General features: G+C 59.7%; 24 protein-coding genes. 10 read left to right on the forward strand and 14 right to left on the reverse strand.

What is annotated here, in order from left to right; genetic code table 11:
- The first annotated feature begins 15 nt into the window (after window positions 1–15).
- The 3 genes from ACHZCJ_RS16020 to nudC all read left to right on the forward strand — a co-directional run bounded on the left by ACHZCJ_RS16020 (window position 16) and on the right by nudC (window position 3396).
- Window positions 16–1083, forward strand: a complete 1068-nt coding sequence (locus ACHZCJ_RS16020; protein WP_321327562.1) for an A/G-specific adenine glycosylase — start codon at window positions 16–18, stop codon at window positions 1081–1083.
- The gene (locus tag ACHZCJ_RS16025; protein ID WP_321327564.1) at window positions 1080–2423 is read left to right on the forward strand and encodes a serine hydrolase domain-containing protein; all 1344 of its coding nucleotides are present in this window, start codon (window positions 1080–1082) and stop codon (window positions 2421–2423) included. The genes ACHZCJ_RS16020 and ACHZCJ_RS16025 overlap by 4 nt, the downstream gene beginning before the upstream one ends.
- 67 nt (window positions 2424–2490) lie before the next feature.
- Window positions 2491–3396 carry an NAD(+) diphosphatase gene (nudC, locus tag ACHZCJ_RS16030; protein WP_321327565.1) on the forward strand — a complete coding sequence of 302 codons (906 nt, stop codon included), beginning with the start codon at window positions 2491–2493 and terminating at the stop codon, window positions 3394–3396.
- Between the two features lie 7 nt (window positions 3397–3403).
- Here nudC and ACHZCJ_RS16035 read toward each other — a convergent pair whose 3' ends face one another.
- On the reverse strand, window positions 3404–3817 hold the full coding sequence (locus ACHZCJ_RS16035; protein WP_321327566.1) for a DUF1489 domain-containing protein: 414 nt from the start codon (window positions 3815–3817) through the stop codon (window positions 3404–3406).
- Window positions 3818–3974: 157 nt separating this feature from the next.
- Here ACHZCJ_RS16035 and ACHZCJ_RS16040 point away from each other — a divergent pair, with 157 nt between their 5' ends.
- Window positions 3975–4391 carry a hypothetical protein gene (locus tag ACHZCJ_RS16040; protein WP_321327567.1) on the forward strand — a complete coding sequence of 139 codons (417 nt, stop codon included), beginning with the start codon at window positions 3975–3977 and terminating at the stop codon, window positions 4389–4391.
- Here the strand turns inward: ACHZCJ_RS16040 and mgtE are convergent.
- Complete coding sequence (mgtE, locus tag ACHZCJ_RS16045; protein ID WP_321327568.1) at window positions 4381–5790, reverse strand: magnesium transporter; 1410 nt, start codon at window positions 5788–5790, stop codon at window positions 4381–4383. The two genes, ACHZCJ_RS16040 and mgtE, sit on opposite strands and share 11 nt — an antisense overlap.
- Window positions 5791–5952: 162 nt before the next feature.
- Between mgtE and ACHZCJ_RS16050 the strand changes: the two genes are divergently transcribed.
- Complete coding sequence (locus ACHZCJ_RS16050) at window positions 5953–6402, forward strand: peptidylprolyl isomerase (RefSeq protein WP_159644364.1); 450 nt, start codon at window positions 5953–5955, stop codon at window positions 6400–6402.
- Between the two features lie 10 nt (window positions 6403–6412).
- Window positions 6413–6976, forward strand: coding sequence for a carboxymuconolactone decarboxylase family protein (locus ACHZCJ_RS16055; protein WP_321327569.1), 564 nt, complete (start codon window positions 6413–6415; stop codon window positions 6974–6976).
- Between the two features lie 12 nt (window positions 6977–6988).
- Here the strand turns inward: ACHZCJ_RS16055 and ACHZCJ_RS16060 are convergent, their stop codons facing one another.
- Window positions 6989–7867, reverse strand: a complete 879-nt coding sequence (locus ACHZCJ_RS16060) for a LysR substrate-binding domain-containing protein (RefSeq protein ID WP_321327570.1) — start codon at window positions 7865–7867, stop codon at window positions 6989–6991.
- Between the two features lie 390 nt (window positions 7868–8257).
- Between ACHZCJ_RS16060 and ACHZCJ_RS16065 the strand changes: the two genes are divergently transcribed.
- On the forward strand, window positions 8258–10540 hold the full coding sequence (locus ACHZCJ_RS16065) for a CDC48 family AAA ATPase (protein ID WP_394700171.1): 2283 nt from the start codon (window positions 8258–8260) through the stop codon (window positions 10538–10540).
- Between the two features lie 24 nt (window positions 10541–10564).
- Here ACHZCJ_RS16065 and ACHZCJ_RS16070 read toward each other — a convergent pair whose 3' ends face one another.
- Both ACHZCJ_RS16070 and ACHZCJ_RS16075 read right to left on the reverse strand, forming a co-directional pair.
- Window positions 10565–11926 carry an MFS transporter gene (locus tag ACHZCJ_RS16070; protein WP_236553942.1) on the reverse strand — a complete coding sequence of 454 codons (1362 nt, stop codon included), beginning with the start codon at window positions 11924–11926 and terminating at the stop codon, window positions 10565–10567.
- 18 nt (window positions 11927–11944) lie between these two features.
- The gene (locus ACHZCJ_RS16075) at window positions 11945–12265 is read right to left on the reverse strand and encodes an antibiotic biosynthesis monooxygenase (RefSeq protein ID WP_321327573.1); all 321 of its coding nucleotides are present in this window, start codon (window positions 12263–12265) and stop codon (window positions 11945–11947) included.
- Window positions 12266–12370: 105 nt separating this feature from the next.
- On the opposite strand from ACHZCJ_RS16075, the gene ACHZCJ_RS16080 reads away from it, so the two are divergent.
- The 3 genes from ACHZCJ_RS16080 to ACHZCJ_RS16090 all read left to right on the forward strand — a co-directional run bounded on the left by ACHZCJ_RS16080 (window position 12371) and on the right by ACHZCJ_RS16090 (window position 16365).
- Window positions 12371–12997, forward strand: coding sequence for a class I SAM-dependent methyltransferase (locus tag ACHZCJ_RS16080; protein WP_236553941.1), 627 nt, complete (start codon window positions 12371–12373; stop codon window positions 12995–12997).
- A 110-nt stretch (window positions 12998–13107) separates the two neighbouring features.
- On the forward strand, window positions 13108–16020 hold the full coding sequence (locus tag ACHZCJ_RS16085) for a pitrilysin family protein (protein WP_321327574.1): 2913 nt from the start codon (window positions 13108–13110) through the stop codon (window positions 16018–16020).
- A 48-nt stretch (window positions 16021–16068) separates the two neighbouring features.
- Window positions 16069–16365 (forward strand): hypothetical protein, encoded by a 297-nt coding sequence (locus tag ACHZCJ_RS16090; protein WP_089134483.1) that lies wholly within the window; start codon window positions 16069–16071, stop codon window positions 16363–16365.
- A gap of 75 nt (window positions 16366–16440) precedes the next feature.
- On the opposite strand, the gene pal is transcribed toward ACHZCJ_RS16090, so the two are convergent.
- The 9 genes from pal to ACHZCJ_RS16135 form a co-directional block, all read right to left on the reverse strand.
- Window positions 16441–16947, reverse strand: a complete 507-nt coding sequence (pal, locus tag ACHZCJ_RS16095) for a peptidoglycan-associated lipoprotein Pal (RefSeq protein WP_321327824.1) — start codon at window positions 16945–16947, stop codon at window positions 16441–16443.
- Between the two features lie 75 nt (window positions 16948–17022).
- Window positions 17023–18330, reverse strand: coding sequence for a Tol-Pal system beta propeller repeat protein TolB (gene tolB, locus ACHZCJ_RS16100; RefSeq protein ID WP_321327825.1), 1308 nt, complete (start codon window positions 18328–18330; stop codon window positions 17023–17025).
- A 43-nt stretch (window positions 18331–18373) separates the two neighbouring features.
- A complete protein-coding gene (locus tag ACHZCJ_RS16105; protein ID WP_321327576.1) occupies window positions 18374–19168 on the reverse strand; it encodes a cell envelope biogenesis protein TolA in 795 nt (264 codons plus the stop codon).
- A gap of 15 nt (window positions 19169–19183) precedes the next feature.
- On the reverse strand, window positions 19184–19636 hold the full coding sequence (gene tolR / locus ACHZCJ_RS16110; RefSeq protein WP_321327578.1) for a protein TolR: 453 nt from the start codon (window positions 19634–19636) through the stop codon (window positions 19184–19186).
- 2 nt (window positions 19637–19638) lie between these two features.
- Entirely contained in the window at window positions 19639–20286 is a 648-nt protein-coding gene (tolQ, locus tag ACHZCJ_RS16115; RefSeq protein ID WP_159647969.1) for a protein TolQ, read from the reverse strand.
- A gap of 64 nt (window positions 20287–20350) precedes the next feature.
- The gene (locus ACHZCJ_RS16120; protein WP_321327579.1) at window positions 20351–20815 is read right to left on the reverse strand and encodes a YbgC/FadM family acyl-CoA thioesterase; all 465 of its coding nucleotides are present in this window, start codon (window positions 20813–20815) and stop codon (window positions 20351–20353) included.
- Window positions 20816–20949: 134 nt separating this feature from the next.
- Window positions 20950–21297: a TraR/DksA C4-type zinc finger protein gene (locus ACHZCJ_RS16125; protein WP_321327580.1), complete on the reverse strand. Its 348-nt coding sequence runs from the start codon at window positions 21295–21297 to the stop codon at window positions 20950–20952.
- 2 nt (window positions 21298–21299) lie between these two features.
- Complete coding sequence (locus ACHZCJ_RS16130) at window positions 21300–22643, reverse strand: amidohydrolase (protein ID WP_321327581.1); 1344 nt, start codon at window positions 22641–22643, stop codon at window positions 21300–21302.
- 136 nt (window positions 22644–22779) lie between these two features.
- Window positions 22780–23322 (reverse strand): DUF3617 domain-containing protein, encoded by a 543-nt coding sequence (locus tag ACHZCJ_RS16135; protein WP_159644308.1) that lies wholly within the window; start codon window positions 23320–23322, stop codon window positions 22780–22782.
- Between the last annotated feature and the right edge of the window lie 82 nt (window positions 23323–23404).

Raw genomic sequence — 23404 nt, forward strand, 5'->3', positions numbered from 1 at the left:
TGGCATGGCGCGGCCATGGCCGTCGATAGCTTCTCCGCCAAAGCAGGTAAAATTTCTGCCAATATCGGTGCACATTATGTGGATAAGGCGCGTGAACTCCCCTGGCGTTCGCCGCCGGGCAGCAATTTGCCCGATCCCTATCATGTCTGGCTGTCCGAAGTCATGCTGCAGCAGACGACGGTGGGCGCGGTCAAAAGCTATTTCGAGAAATTCACCACGCGCTGGCCGACGGTGCAGGAGCTGGCGCGGGCCGAGGAGGCGGACGTCATGGCCGCCTGGGCCGGCCTCGGCTATTATGCGCGGGCGCGAAATCTTCGTAAATGTGCGGCGTATGTCACGGAAAAGAAAGACGGAGTCTTTCCTCAGAAAGAGTCTGAACTGCTGAAATTGCCGGGTGTAGGCGTCTATACGGCGGCGGCAATCGCAGCGATTGCCTTTGGCGAGCGGGCGGTGGTGGTGGACGCGAATATAGAGCGGCTGGTGGCACGGCTGTTCGCCATCGACACGCCGCTTCCCAAGGGGAAGGCCGAGATTCGCGCGGCGATGGATGCCATCACCCCGCGCCATGGTGCCGGCGATTTCGCGCAGGCCTGTATGGATATCGGCGCGACCATCTGCACATCCAAAAATCCGAAATGTGACATCTGTCCGGTGCAGGATCAATGCTCCGCCTTTGCGCTTGGCAAGGTCGAGGCCTTTCCGGTCAAGCCGCCAAAGAAAGCCAGGCCGGTCCGCCGCGCGCGCTTTTTCTGGATCGAACAGCAGGGCCGGATATTGCTCGCCACGCGTCCGTCGAAAGGGATGCTTGGCGGGATGCGAGCGCTGCCGGATGACGGCTGGGCTGCGGGCAGGGACGGCCATGCTACGCCGCCGATGGCGGGCGCTTGGCAGGTGCATGACAATATCGTTCAGCACAGCTTCAGCCATTTTTCGCTCGAAGTGGATTTGGCGGTTTATCAGGACGAGAAAATCGTTACTAACAAGGATGACAATATCTGGTGGCCACTGGATGATATAGCGGGGGCAGGGCTGCCGACATTATATGCCAAGGCCGTGCAATGGAAAATGAAGGAAGAAAAATGACTGCTGGAACAATTGCTGCATCTTTGTCTGGACCATCATTTTCCCGGCGCTCCGTGCTCGGCGGCATCGGTGCCGGCGCCTTTCTGGCCGGCATGCCCTCCCTTGCCCTGGCCCGCGAAGCGGCGAACAAATTCCCCGGCCTGACCAAGATCATCAACCAATATGTTGCGGAAAAGAAAGTCGCCGGCATGATGGCCATGATCGGCTTTGGTCAGCAGGTGCCGGAAGTTATCACCGCCGGATCACAGAAACTGGGCGGCGACAGGCCAGTCGGGCCCGACACTTTGTGGCGGATGTATTCGCAGACCAAGCCGGTGACCGGCATGGCCACGATGATGCTGGTCGAAGACGGTCTGATCTCTCTCGATCAGCCGCTGTCGGATATTTTTCCCGAGTTTGCCGATATGCAGGTGCTGGTCGATCCCGAAGGTTCGATCGACAATGTGGAACCGGCCAAGGCCCCGATCACCATCCGACAGCTGCAAACCCACACGGCCGGTCTCGGCTATACGATCATATCCAAGGGGCCGATCCAGAAGGCCTATCTGGCCGCTGGTCTGACCCCGGGGCGCGTGAGCCGCAATCCCATCCCCGGTGTCGATGCCGGCGCGCCGACGCCTGACATCATGACTTTCGTCAAGCGCCTCTCGGAACTGCCTCTGGTCTACCAGCCTGGCACGCAGTGGAGCTATTCGCTCAGCCATGATGTCCTGAGTGCGGTGATCGAAAAGGTCTCCGGCAAGCCGCTCGACCAGTTTCTGCAGGAACGGATGTTCGGGCCCTTGGGCATGGACAGCATATTCTATCAGGTCCCCGCCGACCGCGCGGCTGACCTGGCCGACAATTACGCGCCGTTCGCCGGAGCGCTGATACCGATCGATCCGGGCGCGACCAGCATCTATCTCGACAAGCCGGCTTTTGCCTTTGGCAGCACCGGCCTGGTCGGCACCGCCGGCGATTATGACAAGTTCCTGCAGATGATCCTCGGCTTCGGCAGAGTGGGCGATGTGCAGGTGATGAAGCCGGAAACGGTGAAGCTGGGCATTTCCAATCTGCTGCCCGAAACGGCCAGCACGGCGGGGACCTGGGTGGCCAACCACGGCTTCGGCGCGGGCGGCCGTTCCGGACTCGGCACCGCCGTCAGTCCGCCGGGCACATTTGGCTGGGGCGGCGCAGCCGGTACCTCGGCCTTTGTGGACACCGTTCGCGGGCTGCGGGCCGGCGGCTATACGCAATATATTCCTTCGAACAGCTACCCCTTCCAGTCGGATTTTCCGAAATATGTCTATGCCGATCTTATCGGTGCGGCGCAGGCGGGTGCGGGCAAGACCAGCCCCTGAGGGCAGAAAATTCTCTCCCTGTTCCGGGGAGCAAAGATATAAATATCGTGAATGTCCGGGAGACAAGATGCCAAATACTGAACAGACCATCGTGCCGACCTTTGCCGGCGGAACGCTTGATCGTGCTGACCAGGTACGGGTCAGTCCCGACCGACTGCGCGCGGCGATGATGAATCCGCGGGCCAGGCTGCTCAAACTGGATGGCCTCAACCCGGTATTTGATGCCTATGGTGATCTGGCCTGGGGGGCCGCGTTTGAAGCCTCGCCGGACAATGATCTGCTGTTGCTCGGTATCGACGAGGATATACCCTATTTTGCCGAACTGAACGGGGCAGGGGATGCCGGGCCGGCGGCCAATCGGGCGCTGTGGCAGACTTTGGGTGCTTTGCCGGCCGAGCAGGCGGCAATCTATGCGACGGCGCGCAGTCTGGTCGACTGGCACGCGCGGCACAAATTTTGCGCGCAATGCGGCAAACCGACCGGGTCGCGCAAGGGCGGTTGGGCAAGGCTATGCGACCGCGAGCAGGACGGTTGCGGGGCCGAGCATTTCCCGCGCACCGATCCGGTGGCGATCATGCTGTCGGAATGCGAAGGTAAAGTCCTGCTTGGGCGTCAGCCCCGCTTTCCACCCAAAAGCTTTTCCGCGCTGGCCGGATTTCTGGAGCCCGGCGAGAGTATAGAAGGCTGCGTCAAGCGCGAGCTGTTCGAGGAAGCCGGGATCCATGTCCACGATGTTCGCTATGTCGCCAGCCAGCCATGGCCGTTCCCCTCATCGCTGATGATCGCGTGTACCAGTCATACCGACGATCCGACGCTGACCCTCGACGAAGAGGAAATCGAGGAAGCAGCGTGGTTCACGCTCGCCGAGGTCAAGGCGGCAATGGCCGGTGATCCGGATGCGCTGTTCGTCGCGCCGCCACCCTTTGCTATCGCCCATGATCTGCTGAAACACTGGGTCGACAGCAAAAGCTGATGCGCGGCTAGACCAACCCCAGGCTGGCCAGCTCGCCAAGCATCTCTGCCGGCATCTCTTCTGCGCCTTCCGCGCCATCGGCAAGATCGGGCGGCGCGTCTTTCGCTTCCAGATAGCGCCAGCCCTGATGGGCACGCTTGGGGACCGGTTGGACTGCAATCAGTTTCGGTTCGAGCCGGATCCACTGTTTTCCCTGACCGTTTTCCATGAAGCCGAGGATCGGCGAACGGCCGATAATTTTCTTGGCGTGAATCCAGTAGAGCGAGCCGCCGACCATTTCCGCATGCCGTTTCGGAAGATAACGGGTGGTCAGGCGCGCCTCCCCATCGGTGGTGCTGTTGTCCCTGTGTGATTCCAGCCATTGGCGCAGCGTTGCCGGGCTTTCGCTGCGATAGGCAATCTTGGTCATGTTGAGTGGCATGGGTGATATCTGTGGGGGGCGACCGCTTTAGTCAAGCAGCTTCCGGATCGTAGCGGGACCGACCGGCTCCTTTCCGAGGCGGAATCATGTAGTTTATTATTGCAAATGATTATCAATATCATAATGTAGGGAGAATCGGACAGCAAGGAGAGACAGATTGACCGAGATACTGGAGAAGCTTCTACTACCGTTACCGGATATCCGGTCGCTGCCGGCAGTCGAGGCGAAATTGATCATTGCCTTTCGCCTTGCCGTGGTGGCGAGCCAGAACTCGCTGGACTGTCTGGACAATCTGTCCGACCGGCTGGGAGGGCGGCAGGCGGCAACCCGGATGTTGATATTGGCCGAGACCATCGGATCGGCCTGGCAGGAACCGTTTCAGATCGGACGCCCCTGTTCATCGCTGACAACGCCGGATGAAATATGGCTGGTGGCGGCGATCCGGCTGGCGGCCGGTGACAACCGTCCGGGTTTTGATGCGCTCAGTTGCGAGATGCTGGGCGATTGCGAGCGGGAGCGGATTTATCAGGATCTCGGCAATTTTGTTGCCGCCTATACGAGCACTAGAGGCTGACCATCCCGCTGCCGACGGCGAGCCCGAGAAACGCAAGAAAACCCATGGTGTCGGTGATCATGGTGACGAACACCGAAGAGGCCAGCGCCGGATCCTGATCGATCCGGTCGAGCATGACGGGTACAAAAATCCCGGCAAAACCGGCGATCACAATATTGATCATCATCGCCAGCGCGATCACGCCGCCGAGCATTGGATTGGCAAAGACCAGACCGGTGCCCAGCCCGACCAGCACGGCGATCGTCGCGCCGTTGAGCAGGGCTATGCGGAATTCCCGCCCGATGATCCGGCGGGTGTTGGACCGGGTCAGTTCGTTCATCGCCAGCGCGCGGACCGAGACCGCCATGGTCTGGGTGCCGGCATTGCCGCCGATCGACGCCACGATCGGCATCAATATGGCCAGCGCCACCATCTGTTCGATCGCCGCCCCGAAAATCGAAATGACAAAGCTGGCGACCAGCGCGGTTGCCAGATTGGTGATCAGCCAGCGAACCCGCGCCTTGTAGCTGTCGCGGATCGGCTCGTTGATGTCGCCATCGCCGGCACCGGAGAGCAGCAGCACGTCCTCGCTGGCCTCGTCTTCGACAATGTGCAGAATATCATCGACGGTGATCATCCCGATCAGGCGCCCGTCATCATTGACGACCGCGGCCGAAATAAGATTATATTTCTGGAAGCGCAGCGCCACTTCTTCCTGGTCCAGGTCGACCGGGATCAACGTCTGTTCCCGCTTCATCACGTCGGCGATGGCAATGTCGCGCGGAGTCCTGAGGATCCAGCTGAGCTGGCAAGTGCCGATCGGCCGGAAAGCCGGATCGACGACATAAATTTCCCAGAATTCGGTAGTCAGATCATCATTCTTGCGGAGATAGTCGATCAGGTCGCCGACCATCATATGTTCGGGCACCGCGACAAATTCGCGCTGCATGATCCGGCCGGCGGTTTCTTCCTCATAGGTGAGGGCGCTCTCGATCGCGGCCCGGTCTTCGGCATCCAGTTCGGCGAGAACCGCCTGCTGCTCGCCTTCATCCAGATCCTCGATAATCGCCACCGCGTCATCGGTGTCGAGCTGTTCGGTCAGGTCGGCAATCTGGCTGGCGTCGAGCACGTCGATCAGATCTTCGCGAACATGCTCGTTCATCTCGGCGAGGACGTCGGCGCTGACCAGATCACCCAGCACGCTCGCCAGCGGCGCCCGCTCGTCGGCATCGACCAGTTCGAACAGATCGGCAATATCGGCATTGTGGAGCGGGTTGACCAGCTCCTGCGCCAGAACGCTGTTATTCTCTTCGACCGCATCGGAAACCGAACGGACAAATTCGTCGGTCAGCCGGTTGTCTTCGTCGAGAACCTCTTCGCGGTCGAGGACTGCGTCGGGGGCGTCGTTGATATCGGTCATCGCGATGCTCCCCTTTCTGCGCGAGTTCGGCTGTCTATTAGGCGTTGCACCGTTGCAATTGCAATCTTTTGTGACAATTATCCTAAGGCAGGGTGATTTTTCGCGAGGCCTTGCCTATATGCCCCGCAAGACCGATTCAATGAACGCAAAGGAAAAGACCCGATGTCCCATGAAAAAATGACTTTCCACCTCGATACAGGCGATGTTGAGATCAAGCTCCGTCCGGATCTCGCGCCCAATCATGTCGCGCGGATCACCGAGCTGGCTGCCGAAGGTTTCTACGACGGCGTGGTCTTCCACCGCGTGATCAACGGATTCATGGCGCAGGGCGGCGACCCGACCGGTACCGGCATGTCCGGCAGCGACAAGCCTGATCTCGCCCAGGAATTTTCCAAGGAGCCGCATGTCGAGGGCACTTGCTCGATGGCCCGCACGATGGACCCGAACAGCGCCAACAGCCAGTTTTTCATCTGCCTCGACGATGCCGGTTTCCTCGACGGCCAGTATACGGTCTGGGGTGAAGTGACTTCGGGCATGGAAGCGGTCCACGCGCTGCCCAAGGGCGAACCACCGGCACAGCCGGGCGCGATCAAGTCCGTAACCCTCGGCTAATCGATTAGAAATGCGTCTCGACAAACCCAGGATCGCCCCGCTCGCCGAGTCAGAACTCGGTCCCGAGCACCGGGCGATGCTGGGCGAGCGCTTCAAGACCGGCAAGATACTCAATATCTTCCGGACGCTGATAAAGGCGCCGAAAGCTTATAAAGCCTTCATGTGGTGGGGCGGCTATATCCTGTCCGATCATAATGCGTTGGCCGCCCGCGAGCGCGAGATTGTCATCCTGCGCACCGGCTTCAACTGGAAGTCCGGCTATGAATGGGCGCAACATGTCCGCATCGGCAAGGACTGTGGTCTGACCGATGCTGAAATCGAACGGATCAAGGCCGGGCCGGACGCGCCGGGCTGGACACCGGTTGAGAGCGCAATGCTCCGCGCCACTGATGAACTGACCAGCGATGGCCACGTGTCGGACGCTACTTGGGTTGCTCTTTCGGACCTCACCGAAAAGCAGCGCATGGATCTGGTGATGACCGTCGGCCAATATAGCCAAGTGTCGATGCTGCTGAACAGTTACGGCGTGCAGCTGGACGACGATTTGGAACTGGATCCCGATCTGAAGGCCTGACGGCCCAGGGGGCTAGAGGCCCGCTTTCACCACCCAGTCATGAAAAATCCGCACTGCGCGGTTCTTCATGTCGCGCTTGCGGCAGACGAACCAGTAGCTGTAAGGGCTGTCGACCTGATGATCGAACAGCCGGATCAGCCGCGAATCATTGGCATCCGAAAAATGGCCACCATGCATGATCGCGATTCCGAGACCCTGTGCCGCGGCTTCCAGCATCAGCGGACCACTGTCGAGATGGTCGATACCGGCCGGCTGCAAATCGGGAAGTCCCACGGCTTCTTTCCACTGGTCGAATGCCCGGGTCATATTGCTGTGGATCAGGATATTGTGATTCTGCAGATCCTCGGGCTTGCTGATGGCATTGGGGCCCTTGGTCAGCTCTACCGATGCAATCGCATAGACCTTGTTGCTGTCCAGCTTCACCGCATAGAGATTGGGATCGACATCATCGCTGATGATGATCGCCGCATCGACGGCATCGCCCAGCATATTTTCCGCATGGGAGGACGTATCGACATTGATATGCAGCTTGGGATAGAGTTTCTTGAGCTCCGGCAGGCGTGGTAGCAGGCGGGTGGCTCCGAACAGGGGCAATACGCCAAGCCGCAATCGCATATCGCCGCCGGTGACGGTCATCTGGTCGACCGCTTCGCCGATCACTTCCAGCGCCGGGGCAACCGCTTTCAGCAAGGCCTCGCCATCCCCGTTCAAGACCATCGACTGGTTGCGCCGTTCGAAAAGCGGCTTGCCGATATGGTCTTCCAGCGACTTGATTCGGCGGCTGAGCGCAGGTGCAGACAGCGCAAGTTCCGCCGCCGCAGCCTTGGATGAACCCAGACGGGCTACGCGAATGAAGGCCTCGAGGGCGCGAAGGGGGGGTAAACGGCGCATAGAAGTACCAATATTGAGGCTAAATGAGCTTTGTGCAACGCAAAATTAGAACCGAATCGAGAGGAATGGCGGAAAACTGTCACTACCAATATTGATAAGTTGCAAGTTATGCAACCTACAATGTTCTTTTCGCACTTGCACAATAATATGGTTTGCTGCATTCAGAATGGGCCTTTCAGGCATCCTCTCCTAAAAACTTTTCAGGCCAGTTCTTCGGAACTGGCCTTTTTTTTTGGCAGTTTCCGGTCGCCTGAACCTCCCACTAAAAATCTGATTCGCATATCGGCCTGACGATACCTATCTTGTTGGAAAGAACCGAAACGATTATCGAGGAGATCCACCCCAGTGTCCGATCCAGCGCCAATCAAAAGCAAATCCGATGATGATAATCTGCAGCTGAAGCTGCAGGTTGCCAATGCTCGCCCCGAAGACAGCGGTCGCGGCCTGGCCCGTCTTTCGCGCGATAATCTTGGGAAACTGGGATTGATCGAAGGCGATATCGTTGAAATTATCGGCAAACAGACAACCCCGGCCCGGGCGGTTCTGCCCTATCCGGAAGACGAGGGGCTGGATTTTGTCCGGCTGGACGGGTTGCAGCGGGCCAACGCCGGCATCGGCGCCGGCGATTTCGTCGAAATTCGCAAGGTCGAATCGAAACCGGCCAAGAAAGTGATATTTGGACCGGCGCAAAAGGATCTTCGCCTGCAGGGCAATGGCGGCGGTCTGAAGCGCAGCTTCATGGGGCGTCCGCTCAAGGCCGGAGATTTTGTTGCCACCCACGGCCAGCAACAGGTGGACCGCGGGGACATGCCGCCGCAATTGCGGCAGATGCTGGCGGCACCGGCTTTTTCCCTCACACAAATTCGCCTCAATGTCATCGCGACCACGCCCAAGGGCATCGTCCATATCGACGAGCATACCGAAGTAGAGCTGCGGCCGGAATATGAGGAATCGACGGAGCATCGCCGCGCCGACGTCACCTATGATGATATCGGCGGGCTGCACGAAACGATCGACCAACTCCGCGAGATGGTCGAGCTACCGCTCCGCTACCCGCAATTGTTCACCCGGCTTGGTGTCGATCCGCCACGCGGCGTGTTGTTGCATGGCCCTCCCGGGACCGGCAAAACGCGGCTGGCCCGTGCCGTCGCCAATGAAAGCGATGCCGAATTTTTCCTGATCAATGGCCCCGAAATCATGGGCTCCGCTTTTGGTGAATCGGAAAAGAAGCTGCGCGAAATTTTCGAAGCGGCAACCAAGGCAGCGCCATCGATCCTGTTTATCGACGAAATCGATTCGATCGCGCCGAAGCGCGGGCAGGTCCAGGGCGAAACCGAAAAACGGTTGGTGGCGCAACTGCTCACATTGATGGACGGCCTCGAATCGCGGCTTAATCTCGTGGTCATCGCTGCAACCAATCGTCCCGAAGCGGTCGATGAAGCATTGCGCCGCCCTGGCCGTTTTGACCGGGAGATCATTGTCGGTGTGCCCGATGTGGCCGGCCGGCGGGAAATATTGGGTATCCACACGCGCGGCATGCCGCTGGAAAAGTCGGTCGACCTGAAGGAACTGGCCCGCACCACCTATGGCTTCGTCGGTGCCGATCTGGCAGCGCTGACGCGCGAGGCCGCTATCGAAGCCGTCCGCCGGATCATGCCCAAGCTGGACCTCGAGTCGGAAACCGTACCGCCGGAAGTGCTAGAAGAGCTGGTAGTGCAGCGGCATGATTTTGTCGAAGCCCTGAAACGGGTTCAGCCGTCAGCGATGCGCGAAGTCATGGTCCAGGCACCCGATGTCCGCTGGGAAGATATTGGTGGTCTCGACGAGGCGCAGATGCGGCTCAAGGAGGGTATCGAGCTGCCGATGAAAAACCCCGAAGCCTTCACCCGCCTCGGTATCCGTCCGGCGAAGGGTTTCCTGCTCTATGGGCCACCGGGCACCGGCAAGACCTTGCTGGCCAAGGCAGTCGCGCGCGAGGCCGAGGCCAATTTCATTGCCACCAAATCGAGCGACCTCCTGTCCAAATGGTATGGCGAGAGCGAGCAGCAGATTGCCCGTCTCTTTGCCCGGGCAAGGCAAGTGGCACCGACGATCCTGTTTATCGACGAGATCGACAGTCTGGTGCCGGCGCGCGGTGGCGGCATGGGCGAGCCTCAGGTCACCGAGCGGGTTGTTAACACGATCCTCGCCGAGATGGACGGTTTGGAAGAAATGCAGTCGGTGATCCTGATCGGCGCGACCAACCGCCCGGGTCTGGTCGATCCGGCCTTGCTGCGACCCGGCCGTTTTGACGAACTGGTCTATGTTCCGGTTCCAGGGAAAGCCGGCCGTCGCCGGATATTGGCGATCCACACGGCCAAAATGCCGCTCGGCAAGGATGTCGACCTCGACGACATGGCGGACCGTACCGACCGCTATTCGGGTGCCGATCTGGAGGACCTGGTTCGCCGCGCCGGACTGTACGCCCTGCGGGAATTTGGCGGACTCGTGGAGACTGTCCAGATGAAGCATTTCGAACAGGCACTGGACGACAGCCGCGCTTCGGTCACCGAGGAAATGGAGGAAGAATATTCCAAAATGGAATCGCAGCTGAAGCAGAACGCGATGCGGGCCGAACCGATCGGCTTTGTATCGCCGGGCATGCTGACGCCGGTGAAGGACAGCAAGCACTAGTTGCCGCCACCGGGCCGCGGGCCGCTAGTTTTTGGTCATGACCTGATCGTCGAGCTTGAGAGTTTTGAAACCCCAGCCGAACAGGAATACACAGATGCCGGTCGCCAGCCAGAAGGGCAGGGGGCCGGCATAAGTGTAGAGCAGCACGCCGAATGCCGGCGAGGCGATGAAGGCCATGCCATTGACCGATGCGACGATACCGGCGACGCCGTTTTGTTCGGACCGTTTGACCGCGAGCGAGGCACCGGCGGTGAAGCCGGGGCGGAACAACCCGAAGCCCAGAGACGCCACTGCAAAGCCGATGATGATGCCGTAAAGATCGTGCGACAGGCCGATGATAAGGCAGCCGAATCCACCCAGGACCATGCCCCACAGAACCGAAGAGCGCGGTCCCATTTGCAGCAGTGGGATCAGGCCCCATTGCGAGAGAAGCGTTGCGGCTGCGCCGGACATCAGGACAAGGCCGGTCATCCGGATGCCCAGATCCGGGTCGCCGCGCAAACCGAGCCGGTCGAGCACGAGAAAACCGACGACGCCCAGGATCAGGGCGTGGGCGTTGCCGCCCAAAATGCCGGTAATCAGCCATGGCTTGACCCGGTCATCGCTCCAGCGCAACCGCGGCGGCACGCTGCTCTCCTCTTCGCTGCTGTCGTCCTCTTCTTTAAGACTGCCGGCCGAGGGCGCGGAGCTATAGGGTTCCGACGTCACCACACCACGCGCCTGATAGCCGGGATTGTCATTGGGCAGTTTCAGCGCCAGCGCGATCATTACCAATATGCCGATTGCGGCAAAGGCGAACATCGGACTGGACAGCCCGAGCACCGGTATCATCAGCAGCGGCGCAATCGCCGGGCCGACGATCGTGCCGAGCCCGAAGGAGGAGGAAATCAGCGACAGCGCCTTGGTCCGGTCGGCCCGCGGGGTGCGGGCGGCGACATAGGCTTGCACCGCAGGTGGTGCGGCCGAACCGAGACCGCCATAGAGGCTGCGAAAACTGGCGAACAGGATGAACGTCCAGAGCGCGCTATACCAGCCGAGCAGACCCAGAAAAAGCGCCAGGCCGGCCAGCGCGAACGATGTGGTGAATCCGATCATGCCGAGCCGCATCAGCGCCTTCCGGCCACGATGGTCGGACTGGCGGGCCCATTTCGGTGCGGTATAGACCCAGAGCAGGGCAGACCAGCTGAAGGCGGCGCTGACCCAGAAATCGGGAATCTGCAATTGCGTGCCGATGGTCGGCAATATCGATTGCATCGCTGTATTGCCCGACGCGGTGACCAGCATCACCGAGAACAATACGGCCATCCGGGTGCTGTCTATCGGCTTGGCATCGGAACCTGACGCCAGTGCACGGTTCGGTGGTTCAAGATCGGGAGAATCGGCCATGGGCGCTCCTATGCCACGCTATTTCTGCCAGTCATAGGCACGTTCGACACGGGCAACATGCAGACTATAGGCGCTATACCATTTGTCGCGGCCCTGTTCGCGGATCCGGGCATGTTCCGGATGATCGCGCCAGGCTTTGGCGCTGGCATCGTCGCGCCAATAGCTGACGGTAATCCCGAAACCATCCGCAGAACGGGCATGATCTTCGCCGAGATAGCCCGGTTGTTGCGCCGCGAGCGCCCCCATGGCTGCCGCAGCGTTCTGATAGTCTTGCTCGCCCGAACCGGTGCGCTGGGCGCAAAAAATCACCGCGATGGAGTCGTCTGGATGCAGCTGCATGATGGTCTTTTAGCCGGTCGGATGGAGCGGGCAACCGCTATTATATTTGTCACCGTTGCTGTAACGCTCTACTATGACAGTTTGATCTGTTGCCGGAGGAATGGTTTGTCAAATAGTGTTGCCAAGACGAAAATAACGGACCGTATCAAGTCGGGCCTGGAGCGCCGTCTCGGCCCCTGGGGCGTCTTTTTCAAGGGCTTTGTAAAGCATCCGGTGATGGTTGGCTCGATCATTCCCTCCTCGGATGTCACGGTCAGGAAGATGCTGGAACCGGTCAAATGGGACGAATGCGACCTGTTTGTCGAATATGGCCCGGGCGTGGGGACTTTCTGTCGTCCGGTGCTGGAACGGTTGAAGCCGGGAGCTGCGCTGGTGGTGATCGATCTGAATGAAGATTTTATAGAATATCTGAGCAAGACGATCCGCGACAGCCGCTTTTACCCGATCCACGGATCCGCCGCCGACGTCCAAAAGATCATCAGGGAGCTTGGCCACGAGAAAGCCGATTATGTGCTGTCCGGTCTGCCCTTCTCGACATTGCCCGACCAGCTGGGCCCGAAAATAGCGAGGGAAACCTATGATGTCATCCGGCCGGGTGGCGCCTTTCTGGTCTACCAGTTCGTCAAGAAGGCCCGCGATTTCATGGCGCCGCATTTCGACCGGATCGACAGCGGCTATTCGCTCTGGAATATATTGCCCTGTCATCTGTTCTGGGGCTGGAAGGCAAAATAGCCGTTAGTCGACGCCTGAGGGGCGTTGGTCGAAGCTGGCGGTAGACCCGAGCGGGTTTGACGCCATGTTCAACATTGAAATATCGCATATTGATAGAGAGGAATATCCCGATGTCCCGTTTGTCCCGTTCCCTGTTGCTGGCACTGACCACCACAGCGTTGACGGTCACTGCACCCGCGCTGGCAAAACATCATCAATCCGCCGATCCGGCGCCGGTTAGCGATCTGGTCGCGGAGGTCGATATCCCCTATGAGCAATTCACCCTCGACAATGGTCTGAAAGTTCTCGTCCACACCGATCGCAAGGCGCCGGTTGTCGCGGTCTCCATCTGGTATGGTGTCGGATCGGCCCATGAACCCGAAGGCAAGACCGGCTATGCGCATCTGTTCGAACATATCATGTTCAACGGATCGGAAAATGCCCCCGGCGACTATTTTGAGCCGCTGCGGCAGATTGGTGCCACCGACCTCAACGGCACGACCTGGCTCGACCGGACGAACTATTTCCAGACCGTCCCGACCTCCGCGCTGGACGTCGCCCTGTTCCTCGAGAGCGACCGGATGGGGCATCTGCTCGGTGCGGTGACGCAGGAGAAGCTCGACAACCAGATCGGCGTGGTCTCGAACGAAAAGCGCCAGGGGGACAATCAGCCTTATGGCCTGGTCAGCTATCGCCAGACGGAATTGCTGTTTCCCCCGGACCATCCCTATGGTCACAGCACGATCGGTTCGCTGGAAGATCTCGAAGCGGCGTCGCTCGACGATATGAAGCAATGGTTCACCGACCATTATGGACCGAATAATTCGATCCTTGTGCTGGCTGGTGATATCGATGTCGCGACCGCGCGGACCAAGGTCAATAAATGGTTCGGCGCAATTCCGAGCGGCAAGCCGATCCCCGAACTTGCTCCCGAGCTGCCGACGCTTGATGCCCCGATTTACGAGGTGATGAAGGACAAGGTTGCAACCACGCGCATCTACCGCAACTGGGTGGTGCCGGGCCTCAACGATCCCGATTATACGCCGCTCGATGTCGGTCTGACCGTGCTCGGCGGGCTGGCCAGCTCGCGGCTCGACAATATCATGGTGCGGGACGAGAAAAATGCGGTTTCCGTTTCCGCTTATGTCATCCCGTTCGTGCACGGCAGTCTGGTGAATATCCAGGCCGACGTAAAGCCGGGCGAGGACGCGGATGCGGTTGCCGGGCGGCTGGATGAAATCATTGCCGATTTTATCGCCAACGGCCCGACGGAAGACGAAGTGCAGCGCGTGGCGACACGCAACGCCGCTGCCCGGATTGCCGGGCTGGAACAGGTGGGCGGATTTAGCGGCAAGGCCGTCGCTCTGGCACAGGGCGAGCTATATTCCGACGATCCGGAATATTATAAAAAGGAACTCGGCCGGCTGGCATCGACCACACCGGAAGCGGTGAGGACGGCGATGCAGAAATGGCTGACCCGTCCCGTTCTCGGCATCACCGTGGTGCCGGGCGAGCGGGAGGAATATCAGGAAGTGGGAGCCGGTATCGGTGAACGGACCGGCGTTTTGACCGCGCCCGCTTTCTATATGCAGGACGATCAGGGCGGAACCGTGACCGCTCCCGACCGGTCGACCCTGCCGCCCGTGGGTGATATCCCCAATGTCGACTTTCCGGATGTGGAGACCGCAACCCTGTCCAACGGCATCAAGGTCTATTTCGCCCGTCGTGATGCGGTGCCGATGACCCGGGTGACCCTGTCGTTCGACGCCGGCACCAGCGCCGATTCTCCGGCAAAGCTGGGCTTGCAGAATTTCGTGACCGCGATCCTGGATGAGGGCACGACCAGTCTGAGCTCGGTCGAAATCGCCGAGCAGCAGGAGCGGCTCGGCGCCAATATCAGCATCGGGGGCGGCCGCGATCGCACCGATGTCGATCTGAGCGCGGTTAATCCCAATCTGGATGCGTCGCTGGATCTGATGGCGGATATTGTCAAAAATCCGGCATTCAAAACCGATGATATCGAGCGTATCCGGGTTCGGCAGCTGACCGCCATCGATCGCGAGGAAAGCGATCCGCTGAGCATCGCCAGCAACACGCTCCCGCCGCTGATTTTCGGTACAGACCATCCCTATGGCCGCGGCCTGTCGGGTAACGGCACCAAGGCAACGGTGTCGGCCATCACCCGCGACGACCTGGCTGCTTTCCATCAGCAATGGATGCATCCGGCCAAGGCAACGATCTTTGCCGCCGGACGGATCGACAAGCAGGAACTGGTCGACAAGCTGGAGCTGCGCTTCGGCAAGTGGAAGGGCGCGGCAAAAGCTGCCCCGGCGAAGAATTTCGACGCGGCCATTCCGGAAGGAGAAGGTCGGATCGTCGCCATTCACCGGCCCAATTCTCCGCAGTCGATGATCCTTGCGGGGCAGGTCCTGCCCTACAGGGGATCGGATGATTTGCTGACCCTCAACGCCGCCAACGAGGTGCTCGGCGGCAATTTCCTCTCGCGGATCAATATGGATCTGCGTGAGACCAAGGGCTGGAGCTACGGCACGCGCAACAGCCTGGTGCGCGGCGAAGACCGGGTCATGTACACCATGCGCGCGCCGGTCCAGACCAACCAGACCGGTCCCGCGGTGGCGGCCATTGATGCGCAGGTGCGCGATTTCCTTGGCGAGAACGGGGTGACGGCGGCAGAGCTGGAGCGTACGATTAACGGTAATGTGCGCCAGTTGCCCGGCCAGTTCGAGCGTACGTCCCGGATCCTGGGCCAGATGCAGGGTGATGTGATATTCGGCCGGCCCTCCGACTATGCGGAAACCGTTGCAGACCGCTACCGGGCGCTGACCGAAGATGATCTGAACAGTGCCATGGCCGCAGCCATTGACCCTGACAAATTTACCTGGGTGATTGTGGGCGACCTGACCAAGATCAGGACCCAGCTGGACGCGCTGGACATGCCGGTCGAATATCGCGGCTATGAAGTTAATGACACTGCTGTTAATAGTGATAGCAGTTCGAACGATTCGGCGGGTAGCGACGAATGATCGTCAGCCCCGACAGAGTCAGGGCTTTGACATGAAAAGGAGAATGGAATGTCTATTGATGGAACTTATACTTGCGTAACCAAATCGCCGATGGGAGACCAGACATCGGAATTTACCATTGTTACCGACGGTGACACGTTCACCGGCACCAACGCCGGCGCTATGGGTTCGATGGATGTCGAAAATGGCAAGGTTGACGGCAATCACATCACCTGGGAAATGAACATGACCGTTCCCATGCCGATGAAGCTGGAAGGCGACGCGACGATCACCGATGGCCAATTGGCCGGTTCGGTCAAGGCAGGCGCTTTTGGTGAAATGGCAATGACGGGCACCAAGAAATAAAGGCCGGTCAGACATTAAAAAGGGCCGCTACCTGCACAGGTAGCGGCCCTTTTTTTTGTCCAATGTTCGGCCGTTCTAGCGGATGACGACACTCACGGCGCGGCGGTTCTGGGCCCAGGCGCTTTCGTTCGACCCGAGCGCTTCGGGACGTTCCTTGCCATAGCTGACCGTGGTCATCCGGGCCGGGCTGACGCCCAGCGAGGCGAGATAGTTTTTCGCCGCATTGGCGCGGCGTTCACCGAGCGCAAGGTTATAGTCTCGGGTGCCGCGTTCATCGGCATGGCCTTCGATTGTGACCCGCGCATTGGGATGTTGGGCCAGCCAACGTGCCTGGCTCTGCAGAATGAGCTGGTCCTGCGAGTCGACATTGAAACGGTCGGTATCAAACAAAATCCGGTCGGACATCGTGTTGGCCAGGAAGTCGCCTTGGGAACCCGGTGCATAGCCCGGACCGGAGGGTGTTGGCGTTGGTGCAGGCGTGCTCGTATCGACTGGTGCCGGTGGCAGTTCTTCCGGTGCCTTTTTCGAACAGCCAGCCAGAACCAGACTGGTGGTAATCAGGAGGGGAGTCGCATATTTGATCATAATTCTGCTCCTATTCAATTGTGCCCTTGGGCGTTACATAATCTCTTTTCAGTGGCTTGTCTTGAACTGAATCTATGGCAGCAATGGACCCCAGGCCGGGTCCGATCCGTCTACAGGCGTCGGCAATTGCCGTTCGTTGCGGCCGGTCAGGTCGACCTGCCAGATGCCGGTCTTGCCGGTTCCGCGGGTGGTCCGGAAAAACTGGATCACCCGGCCATTGGGCGCCCATGTCGGAGCTTCGTCCTGCCAGCTGTCGGTGAGCAACCTTTGCCCGCCGCCGCTGGGAGTCATCACGCCTATGCGGAAATTGCCAGCCATTCTGGTGAAGGCAATCAGATCGCCACGCGGGCTCCATTCCGGCGTCGCAAAGCGGCCGCCGCCAAAGCTGATGCGCCGTTCATTGCCGCCGTCCGCATCCATGACATAGAGCTGCTGGCTGCCCGAGCGGTCGCTTTCGAAGACGATCCGGCTACCGTCTGGCGAGAAACTGCCACCGATGTCGATGCCCGGTGAAAAGGTCAGTTGTTGCGGCTTGCCGCCACCGGCTGCCGAAACCTTGTAGATGTCGGTATTGCCGGCAATCGCCATGGAATAGAGAATCCACTTGCCATCCGGTGACCAGCGCGGCGCGAAGGTCGGATTGGTGCTCTGGGTGATCAGGCGCTGCCGTCCGGTGCCGATGTCATAGACATAGATGCGCGGATTGCCGTCGAGAAAGCTCAGATAGACGATGCTCTTGTAATCGGGCGAGAAACGCGGGGTGAGCGCCGTGGCCTGGCCATTGGTGATGAACCGGTGATTGGCACCATCGCTGTCCATGATCGCCAGCCGCTTGACCCGGTTCCCCTTGGGGCCGGTCTCGGCGATATAGGCGATGCGGCTGTCGAAAAACGGTGATTCCCCGCTCAGGCGCGAATAGATGCTGTCGGCGCATTTATGTGCGGCCCGGCGCCAGTCGCGCGGCTCGACGACAAAACCCTGGCGGGTGAGTTCGGTTTCCAGCGCGACATCATAGAGATAGCAGCCCACGGTCAGCTTGCCGTCGGGATTGGCCCGCACGAAGCCCTGGATCAGGGCCGAGGCATTGGTGCTGTTCCAATAGGGAAATTGCGGTGCCGTGACTTCCGAATAGCTGATAGCGCGAACCTGGTTGCGGCCCATCGGCTTGAACAGTCCGCTTGATCGCAGGTCGGTGACGATCACGTCACTGATCCTGCCGCCCAGTTCGGCCGTGCTGCCGGCAGGCGTGTCGATGCTCTGCTGCGTGGGCAGTCCGGGCACGGCGATAACCAGTTCTTCCGAAGCGCTATTATCAACATCGACGGTCAGCTGGGCATGGGCAGATGCGGTCAGCCCGAAACTGGCGAAGATACCGAGCATCGCGCTACGGAAAAAGAGGGAGGGTGATTGCATGGCTGGTCTCCTAAACGCCGAGATAGAGGACAGGTTCAATAACCTTCCATTCGTCATAATATTTTTCCGGGAATGTCGTGAAAGGTGCCGCAAGTTGCACCGCAGCGATGGCCCGCTCCTGATGGATTTCAACCTGAGAGCGATTGCTTGGTGTGATGCCGGTCGTTCTGGCGGTCGGTCTGCCGATGATCTGTCCGCTGCTGTCGAGGCGCGCGGTTACCGTGGTGCGCAACAGTTCGGCGTCTGCGCCCGTCGGCGGACGCCATTTCTGCTTGATTAGCCGGTACAATTCACGCTCCAGCGAGGCGACGGCTGCCGGCGAAGCCCGTTCCGCCGCGATATTCTGGCTGCGGCTGACCGATGGGGCATCGGTTACCCCTTTCAGGAAATCATCGCCCAGACGCGAGCCGCGGGGGGTCGGCCTGGCGACCGGTTTCGGCTCTGCCTTTGGGGCGGTGCTGGCCGGTTTGTCTGGGCGCCGACGGGGTTCCCGGGAGACGGGAGCCGGTTTCGGTGCCGGGGTTGGCTTGGCTTCGGCTTTCGGTGGCTCGGGCAGCGGTTCCGGTGCGGCAATGCTGCTGTCTTCCGGCGCGCCCAGTTCCGGGGCAACGCTGGTCGCGGGAGTGACCATCGCAGGGTCGGGCGCGGCGCTTTCCAGACCCACCTCGTCGGCGATCATTACTTCGATCGGCTTGTTGCGAAACGCGTCATTGGTACTGCTCAATATGCTCAGCGAGAGCACGCCAAACAGGGCCACATGACCCGCCGCCGCTATTCCCAAGCCAATTTTTTCAGCTTTCTCCATATCAGCGGTCCACTCTTACGGCGTCTCTGATGAACCTGTAGTGACCAGCGAAACCCGGTTCAGTCCCGCCCGGTTCAGTTCGCCCATCACCCCCATGATCAGACCATAGTCGAGCGTCTTGTCGCCGCGCAGCATGATCTGGCGCGGGTCCTCGGGATTCTGCTCGGCGGCAATGTCGCGCAGCCTTGTCTCCAGCGCGCCGCGGCTCAGTTCCTCGTCATCGACGAAAATACGGCCTTCGTTGTCGATCGAGATCTGCACCGGTTCCTGTTCCTGTTCCAGGGCGTCGGCGCGGCTTTCCGGCAGGTCGACAGGCACGCCGGTGACCAGTAGCGGTGCGGTCACCATGAAAATGATCAGCAGCACCAGCATCACGTCGACAAAGGGGGTGACGTTGATCTCGGCCATCGGCGCGCGGCCGCGGCCATTGCCGCGCCTGCCGATGCCGGATCCCATGTTCATGCCCATGCTCAGTCTCCCAGTTCCAGTTCGCGGCTGAGCGTTGCGTGGAAACCGTCGGCGAAGCGGCCCATCCGGGCCTCGAGCTTGTTCAGGCGGTGGGAAAAACGGTTATAGGCAATGACAGCGGGAATTGCGGCAAACAGGCCGATGGCCGTGGCGAAGAGGGCCTCGGCAATGCCCGGGGCGACCACGGCGAGCGAGCTGTTCTGTTCTGCGGCAATGGCCGAAAAGCTGCGCATGATGCCCCAGACCGTACCGAACAGGCCGACAAAGGGGGCGACGCTACCTACGGTCGCGAGGAAATTGAGCCGGTCGGCAATCCGGTCGACTTCGCGGGCAATGGTCGTGTTCATTGCGCTGGCAAGCCGCTGGCGCGTGCCTTCGCGGTCGATCGGAGCCTTGGACGTCGATCTGCGCCATTCCCTGACACCGGCGGCCAACACCTTGGCGCTGGGCAGGGAAGACTTGCCATATTCGTCAAAAAATTTGTCCAGATTTTCGGTTTTGTCAAAGGCGCGTTCGAACTTGTCCGATTTGCGTGAGATTTGCCCGATTTTCATGCCGAAGCTGACAATGATCGTCCAGGTCCAGATACTCGCGAGCAACAGACCGATCATCACCGCCTTGACGACTATATCGGCTTCCATGAAAAGCATGAGGGGAGAGAAATTTCCGGCAGTCGCTCCCAGCGAAAGTTGGTCTAGCAAGATCTATTATCCTTCATTTCGTATCGGTCTGGTTCATGACGCTGGCAAATGCCTGTGTCCATGCCTTGGGTTGTCGTCGCGGACGTCCGGCAGGCGTAAGAAATGCTGCGTGAACGGAAGCTGACGTAATCTGGTCCGGGCCACGGATGATTTTCTGGTCGATGATCACGCTGGCGGCGCGCAGCGTCTCGACCGTACTGACAACGACCAGATCGTCATTCAGTTTCGCCGGCAACAGATATTTCATTGTCAGATCGACCACCGCATAAACGCCTTCACCGCTGTCATAGGCCGCGCCCTGATCCATATCTAGCAGGCGCAGCATGTCGGACCGGGCCCGCTCCATATAGCGCAGATAATTGGCGTGATAGACTATGCCGGAGAAATCCGTGTCCTCGAAATAGACGCGACAGGCGAAATAATGTTTGCCGTAAACAAAACGGCCGTCAAATGGCTTGATATCGGCGGGGGCTTGCATGGTCCGCACATTAGGGAGATGTCCGCGCGCGGGGAAGGGTGAAAAGCGATACGGTGACATTTTGGGCGCAAATAAGACTCGATTGGACCGGCGCAGCCTGCATCGGCCTGTTCCAGGCCGGAGGTGCGATGCAATCAGCGGGCGCAATCAATGCATAACGCCGCTGCCGGATCGATTTCCAGCCGGCGAAAGGCAACCGGATCGCCGCACTCGGTGCACCAGCCATATTCATCCTGTCCGATGCGCTTCAGCGCCATTTCGATCCTGGCCAGATCGCTGGTCCGCCGCCGTGCTTCGGCCTGGGCCATTTCCTGCTGTTGCATCGCGTCCATTCGGGACAGGCGGCCGACGCTCTGCTGGTCCAGTTCGACCGTATTGCGCCAGCTCGCTGCTTCTGCATCCAGCGCTTTCAACTCGGTCTGCCGGTCGAGCAGCCTCTTGTGCAGAATGTCAATTTGCGTTGCTGAGAGTTCAAGCGCCACGGTCAATCTTGCGGCGACAGATAATCCAGCGCCGCTGCTGTCATCGCTTCGGTTCCCAGCGTCACAGACTCGCGCGGAGCGACCTTGAAGAAGGGCGAGTGATGGGACGGGACCGGAGGGCCGCCCGCTGCGGCGCGGTCAAAATCGGCCTGCGGCGTGCCGCCGACGGCAAAATAGACACCGGGCACATCGGTATTGGGGGCGACGAAATAGGCGAAATCCTCTGCGCCCATGCCTTCGCGCGGTTTGTTGTCGAAGACATCGTCACCAAAGCGCGCGGCGAAAACGCCCTTCACCCGTTCGGTGAGTTCGGCGTCATTATAAGTGGCCGGAGTCGACTCACGCGAAACCAGAACGTCGGGCAGCCGGTCTTCCGGCAGGCCGTTCATCCGGCCGACATTGGTCGCAATGCGCTTGATCCCTTCGAGCAATTTGGCCCGCGTCTCGGCGTCGTCGGAACGGACGGTCAATTGCATCACCGCCTTGTCGGATATGATATTATGCTTGAAGCCGCTGTGGAAGGAGCCAACGGTTACCACAGCGGGTTTGAGCGGCGCGATTTCACGGCTGACGATGGTCTGCAGCGCCATGATGATTTCGGCGCCCATCACGATCGGATCTTTGCCCCGATGCGGGGATGCGCCGTGCGCGCCAACCCCGTGGATGACGATATCGACGCTGTCTGACGAGGAATAGTTGATCCCTTTGCCCAGTGCCAGCTTGCCGGTCGGCGTGTCGGCCGAAACGTGGAAGGCCATGGCAAAATCCGGCTTTGGAAAACGGCTATAGAGCCCGTCCTCCATCATCAGTCTGGCGCCGCCGATCCGCTCTTCGGCCGGCTGTGCGATCAGCACCAGCGTGCCCGACCACTGATCCTTGCGCGCCGCCATTTGCCGGGCGGTGCCGATCAGCGACGTGATATGCACATCATGGCCACAAGCGTGCATCACCGGCTTTTCCTCGCCATCGATGCTGACCTGTCTGGCCGTGGACATATAGTCCAGCCCGCTATCCTCGACGAGCGGGAGGCCGTCCATATCGGCGCGCAGCATCAGGGTCGGGCCCTCGCCATTTTCCATTACCGCAACCACGCCGGTGCCGCCGACTTTCTCGGTAACGGTAAATCCTGCTTCGCGCCATTTGCCGGCAATGATCCCGGCGGTGCGAACTTCCTTGTAGGACAGTTCCGGGTTTTTGTGGAAATCGATAAACAGGGCTTGCAGCACATTGTCATAATCCGCCGCGATGGCGGCCGCGAGATCGGGTGACGGCGAACTATTCTGTGCCGCCACCGGTGCAGACCAGATCAAAGCCGTTGTCGCGGCGAGTGCCAATAGATGCTTCATGATTTTCTCCCCGTATCTTGTTTCCTTATGTCTGATCAAATCGGATAGCGCAAAGCCGGATTTTGGAGCCGCCGATCAAAAAAGGGCAGAAGCGACGCGCTCCTGCCCCGATCCTTCGGATATGGCTTTGCCGGGATCAACCGGTCGGACAGCTGCCGATGCGTTTGCCGTTGCTTCTGGCGGAAATGTTCATTTTCATGCCGCCTCCGCCACCGACCATGTTCATCGTCATGTCATAGCTGCTCGGTCCATATTGACCATCCATTTCCATGGTCATCTCGCCGGGTGTACCGCCCATATTGCTGCAGGACATTTCGGATGATACGGCGCCGCCGCTCATGTCGAATTTCTTCACTTCGCAATTGGTCTTTTCCTGCGCGGCAAAGAACTGGGCTCCGGGATTTTCCGCTTCTTCCTTGGTAATGCAGGATTTCGTTGTTGTGGTCTGACCCTTCATGCGGTCCATGATGCCGGCCGGCACGCCTTCCGGCAGTCCCTCGATTTCGACATCTACGATTTCTACGGTATTTTCCCATTCGCCGGGCTCAAGCGTAACCTGATTCATTTCTTTGGCCACTTCTTCGGCGGTGATCTTGCCGTCGCCGTCATGGTCGGCACCCGTGTCCGAACAGCCGCCAACAAGGCCGAGTACAGCAACCGAAACCAGTAATTTTCTCACAAGAATTTCCCCTAAATATTATGCGTTGTCGATCACTTTAAGACGATCTGGAGCGGATGTAAATTTTCTATCTCTCCGCAGG

This window comes from uncultured Parasphingorhabdus sp. (assembly GCF_963677535.2).
Lineage (GTDB): Bacteria > Pseudomonadota > Alphaproteobacteria > Sphingomonadales > Sphingomonadaceae > Parasphingorhabdus.

Bases quoted from the DNA above. Each gene is read 5' to 3' on its own strand.
- tolR (WP_321327578.1), bottom strand. From the start codon at position 19,636: ATGGGCATGAACATGGGATCCGGCATCGGCAGGCGCGGCAATGGCCGC.
- ACHZCJ_RS16085 (WP_321327574.1), top strand. From the start codon at position 13,108: ATGTCCCGTTTGTCCCGTTCCCTGTTGCTGGCACTGACCACCACAGCG.
- ACHZCJ_RS16070 (WP_236553942.1), bottom strand. From the start codon at position 11,926: ATGGCCGATTCTCCCGATCTTGAACCACCGAACCGTGCACTGGCGTCA.
- ACHZCJ_RS16130 (WP_321327581.1), bottom strand. From the start codon at position 22,643: ATGAAGCATCTATTGGCACTCGCCGCGACAACGGCTTTGATCTGGTCT.
- nudC (WP_321327565.1), top strand. From the start codon at position 2,491: ATGCCAAATACTGAACAGACCATCGTGCCGACCTTTGCCGGCGGAACG.
- tolQ (WP_159647969.1), bottom strand. From the start codon at position 20,286: ATGCTTTTCATGGAAGCCGATATAGTCGTCAAGGCGGTGATGATCGGT.
- ACHZCJ_RS16050 (WP_159644364.1), top strand. From the start codon at position 5,953: ATGTCCCATGAAAAAATGACTTTCCACCTCGATACAGGCGATGTTGAG.
- ACHZCJ_RS16090 (WP_089134483.1), top strand. From the start codon at position 16,069: ATGTCTATTGATGGAACTTATACTTGCGTAACCAAATCGCCGATGGGA.
- tolB (WP_321327825.1), bottom strand. From the start codon at position 18,330: ATGCTCGGTATCTTCGCCAGTTTCGGGCTGACCGCATCTGCCCATGCC.
- ACHZCJ_RS16025 (WP_321327564.1), top strand. From the start codon at position 1,080: ATGACTGCTGGAACAATTGCTGCATCTTTGTCTGGACCATCATTTTCC.
- mgtE (WP_321327568.1), bottom strand. From the start codon at position 5,790: ATGACCGATATCAACGACGCCCCCGACGCAGTCCTCGACCGCGAAGAG.
- ACHZCJ_RS16105 (WP_321327576.1), bottom strand. From the start codon at position 19,168: ATGGAGAAAGCTGAAAAAATTGGCTTGGGAATAGCGGCGGCGGGTCAT.
- ACHZCJ_RS16060 (WP_321327570.1), bottom strand. From the start codon at position 7,867: ATGCGCCGTTTACCCCCCCTTCGCGCCCTCGAGGCCTTCATTCGCGTA.
- ACHZCJ_RS16120 (WP_321327579.1), bottom strand. From the start codon at position 20,815: ATGCAAGCCCCCGCCGATATCAAGCCATTTGACGGCCGTTTTGTTTAC.
- ACHZCJ_RS16020 (WP_321327562.1), top strand. From the start codon at position 16: ATGGCCGTCGATAGCTTCTCCGCCAAAGCAGGTAAAATTTCTGCCAAT.
- ACHZCJ_RS16035 (WP_321327566.1), bottom strand. From the start codon at position 3,817: ATGCCACTCAACATGACCAAGATTGCCTATCGCAGCGAAAGCCCGGCA.
- ACHZCJ_RS16055 (WP_321327569.1), top strand. From the start codon at position 6,413: ATGCGTCTCGACAAACCCAGGATCGCCCCGCTCGCCGAGTCAGAACTC.
- ACHZCJ_RS16075 (WP_321327573.1), bottom strand. From the start codon at position 12,265: ATGCAGCTGCATCCAGACGACTCCATCGCGGTGATTTTTTGCGCCCAG.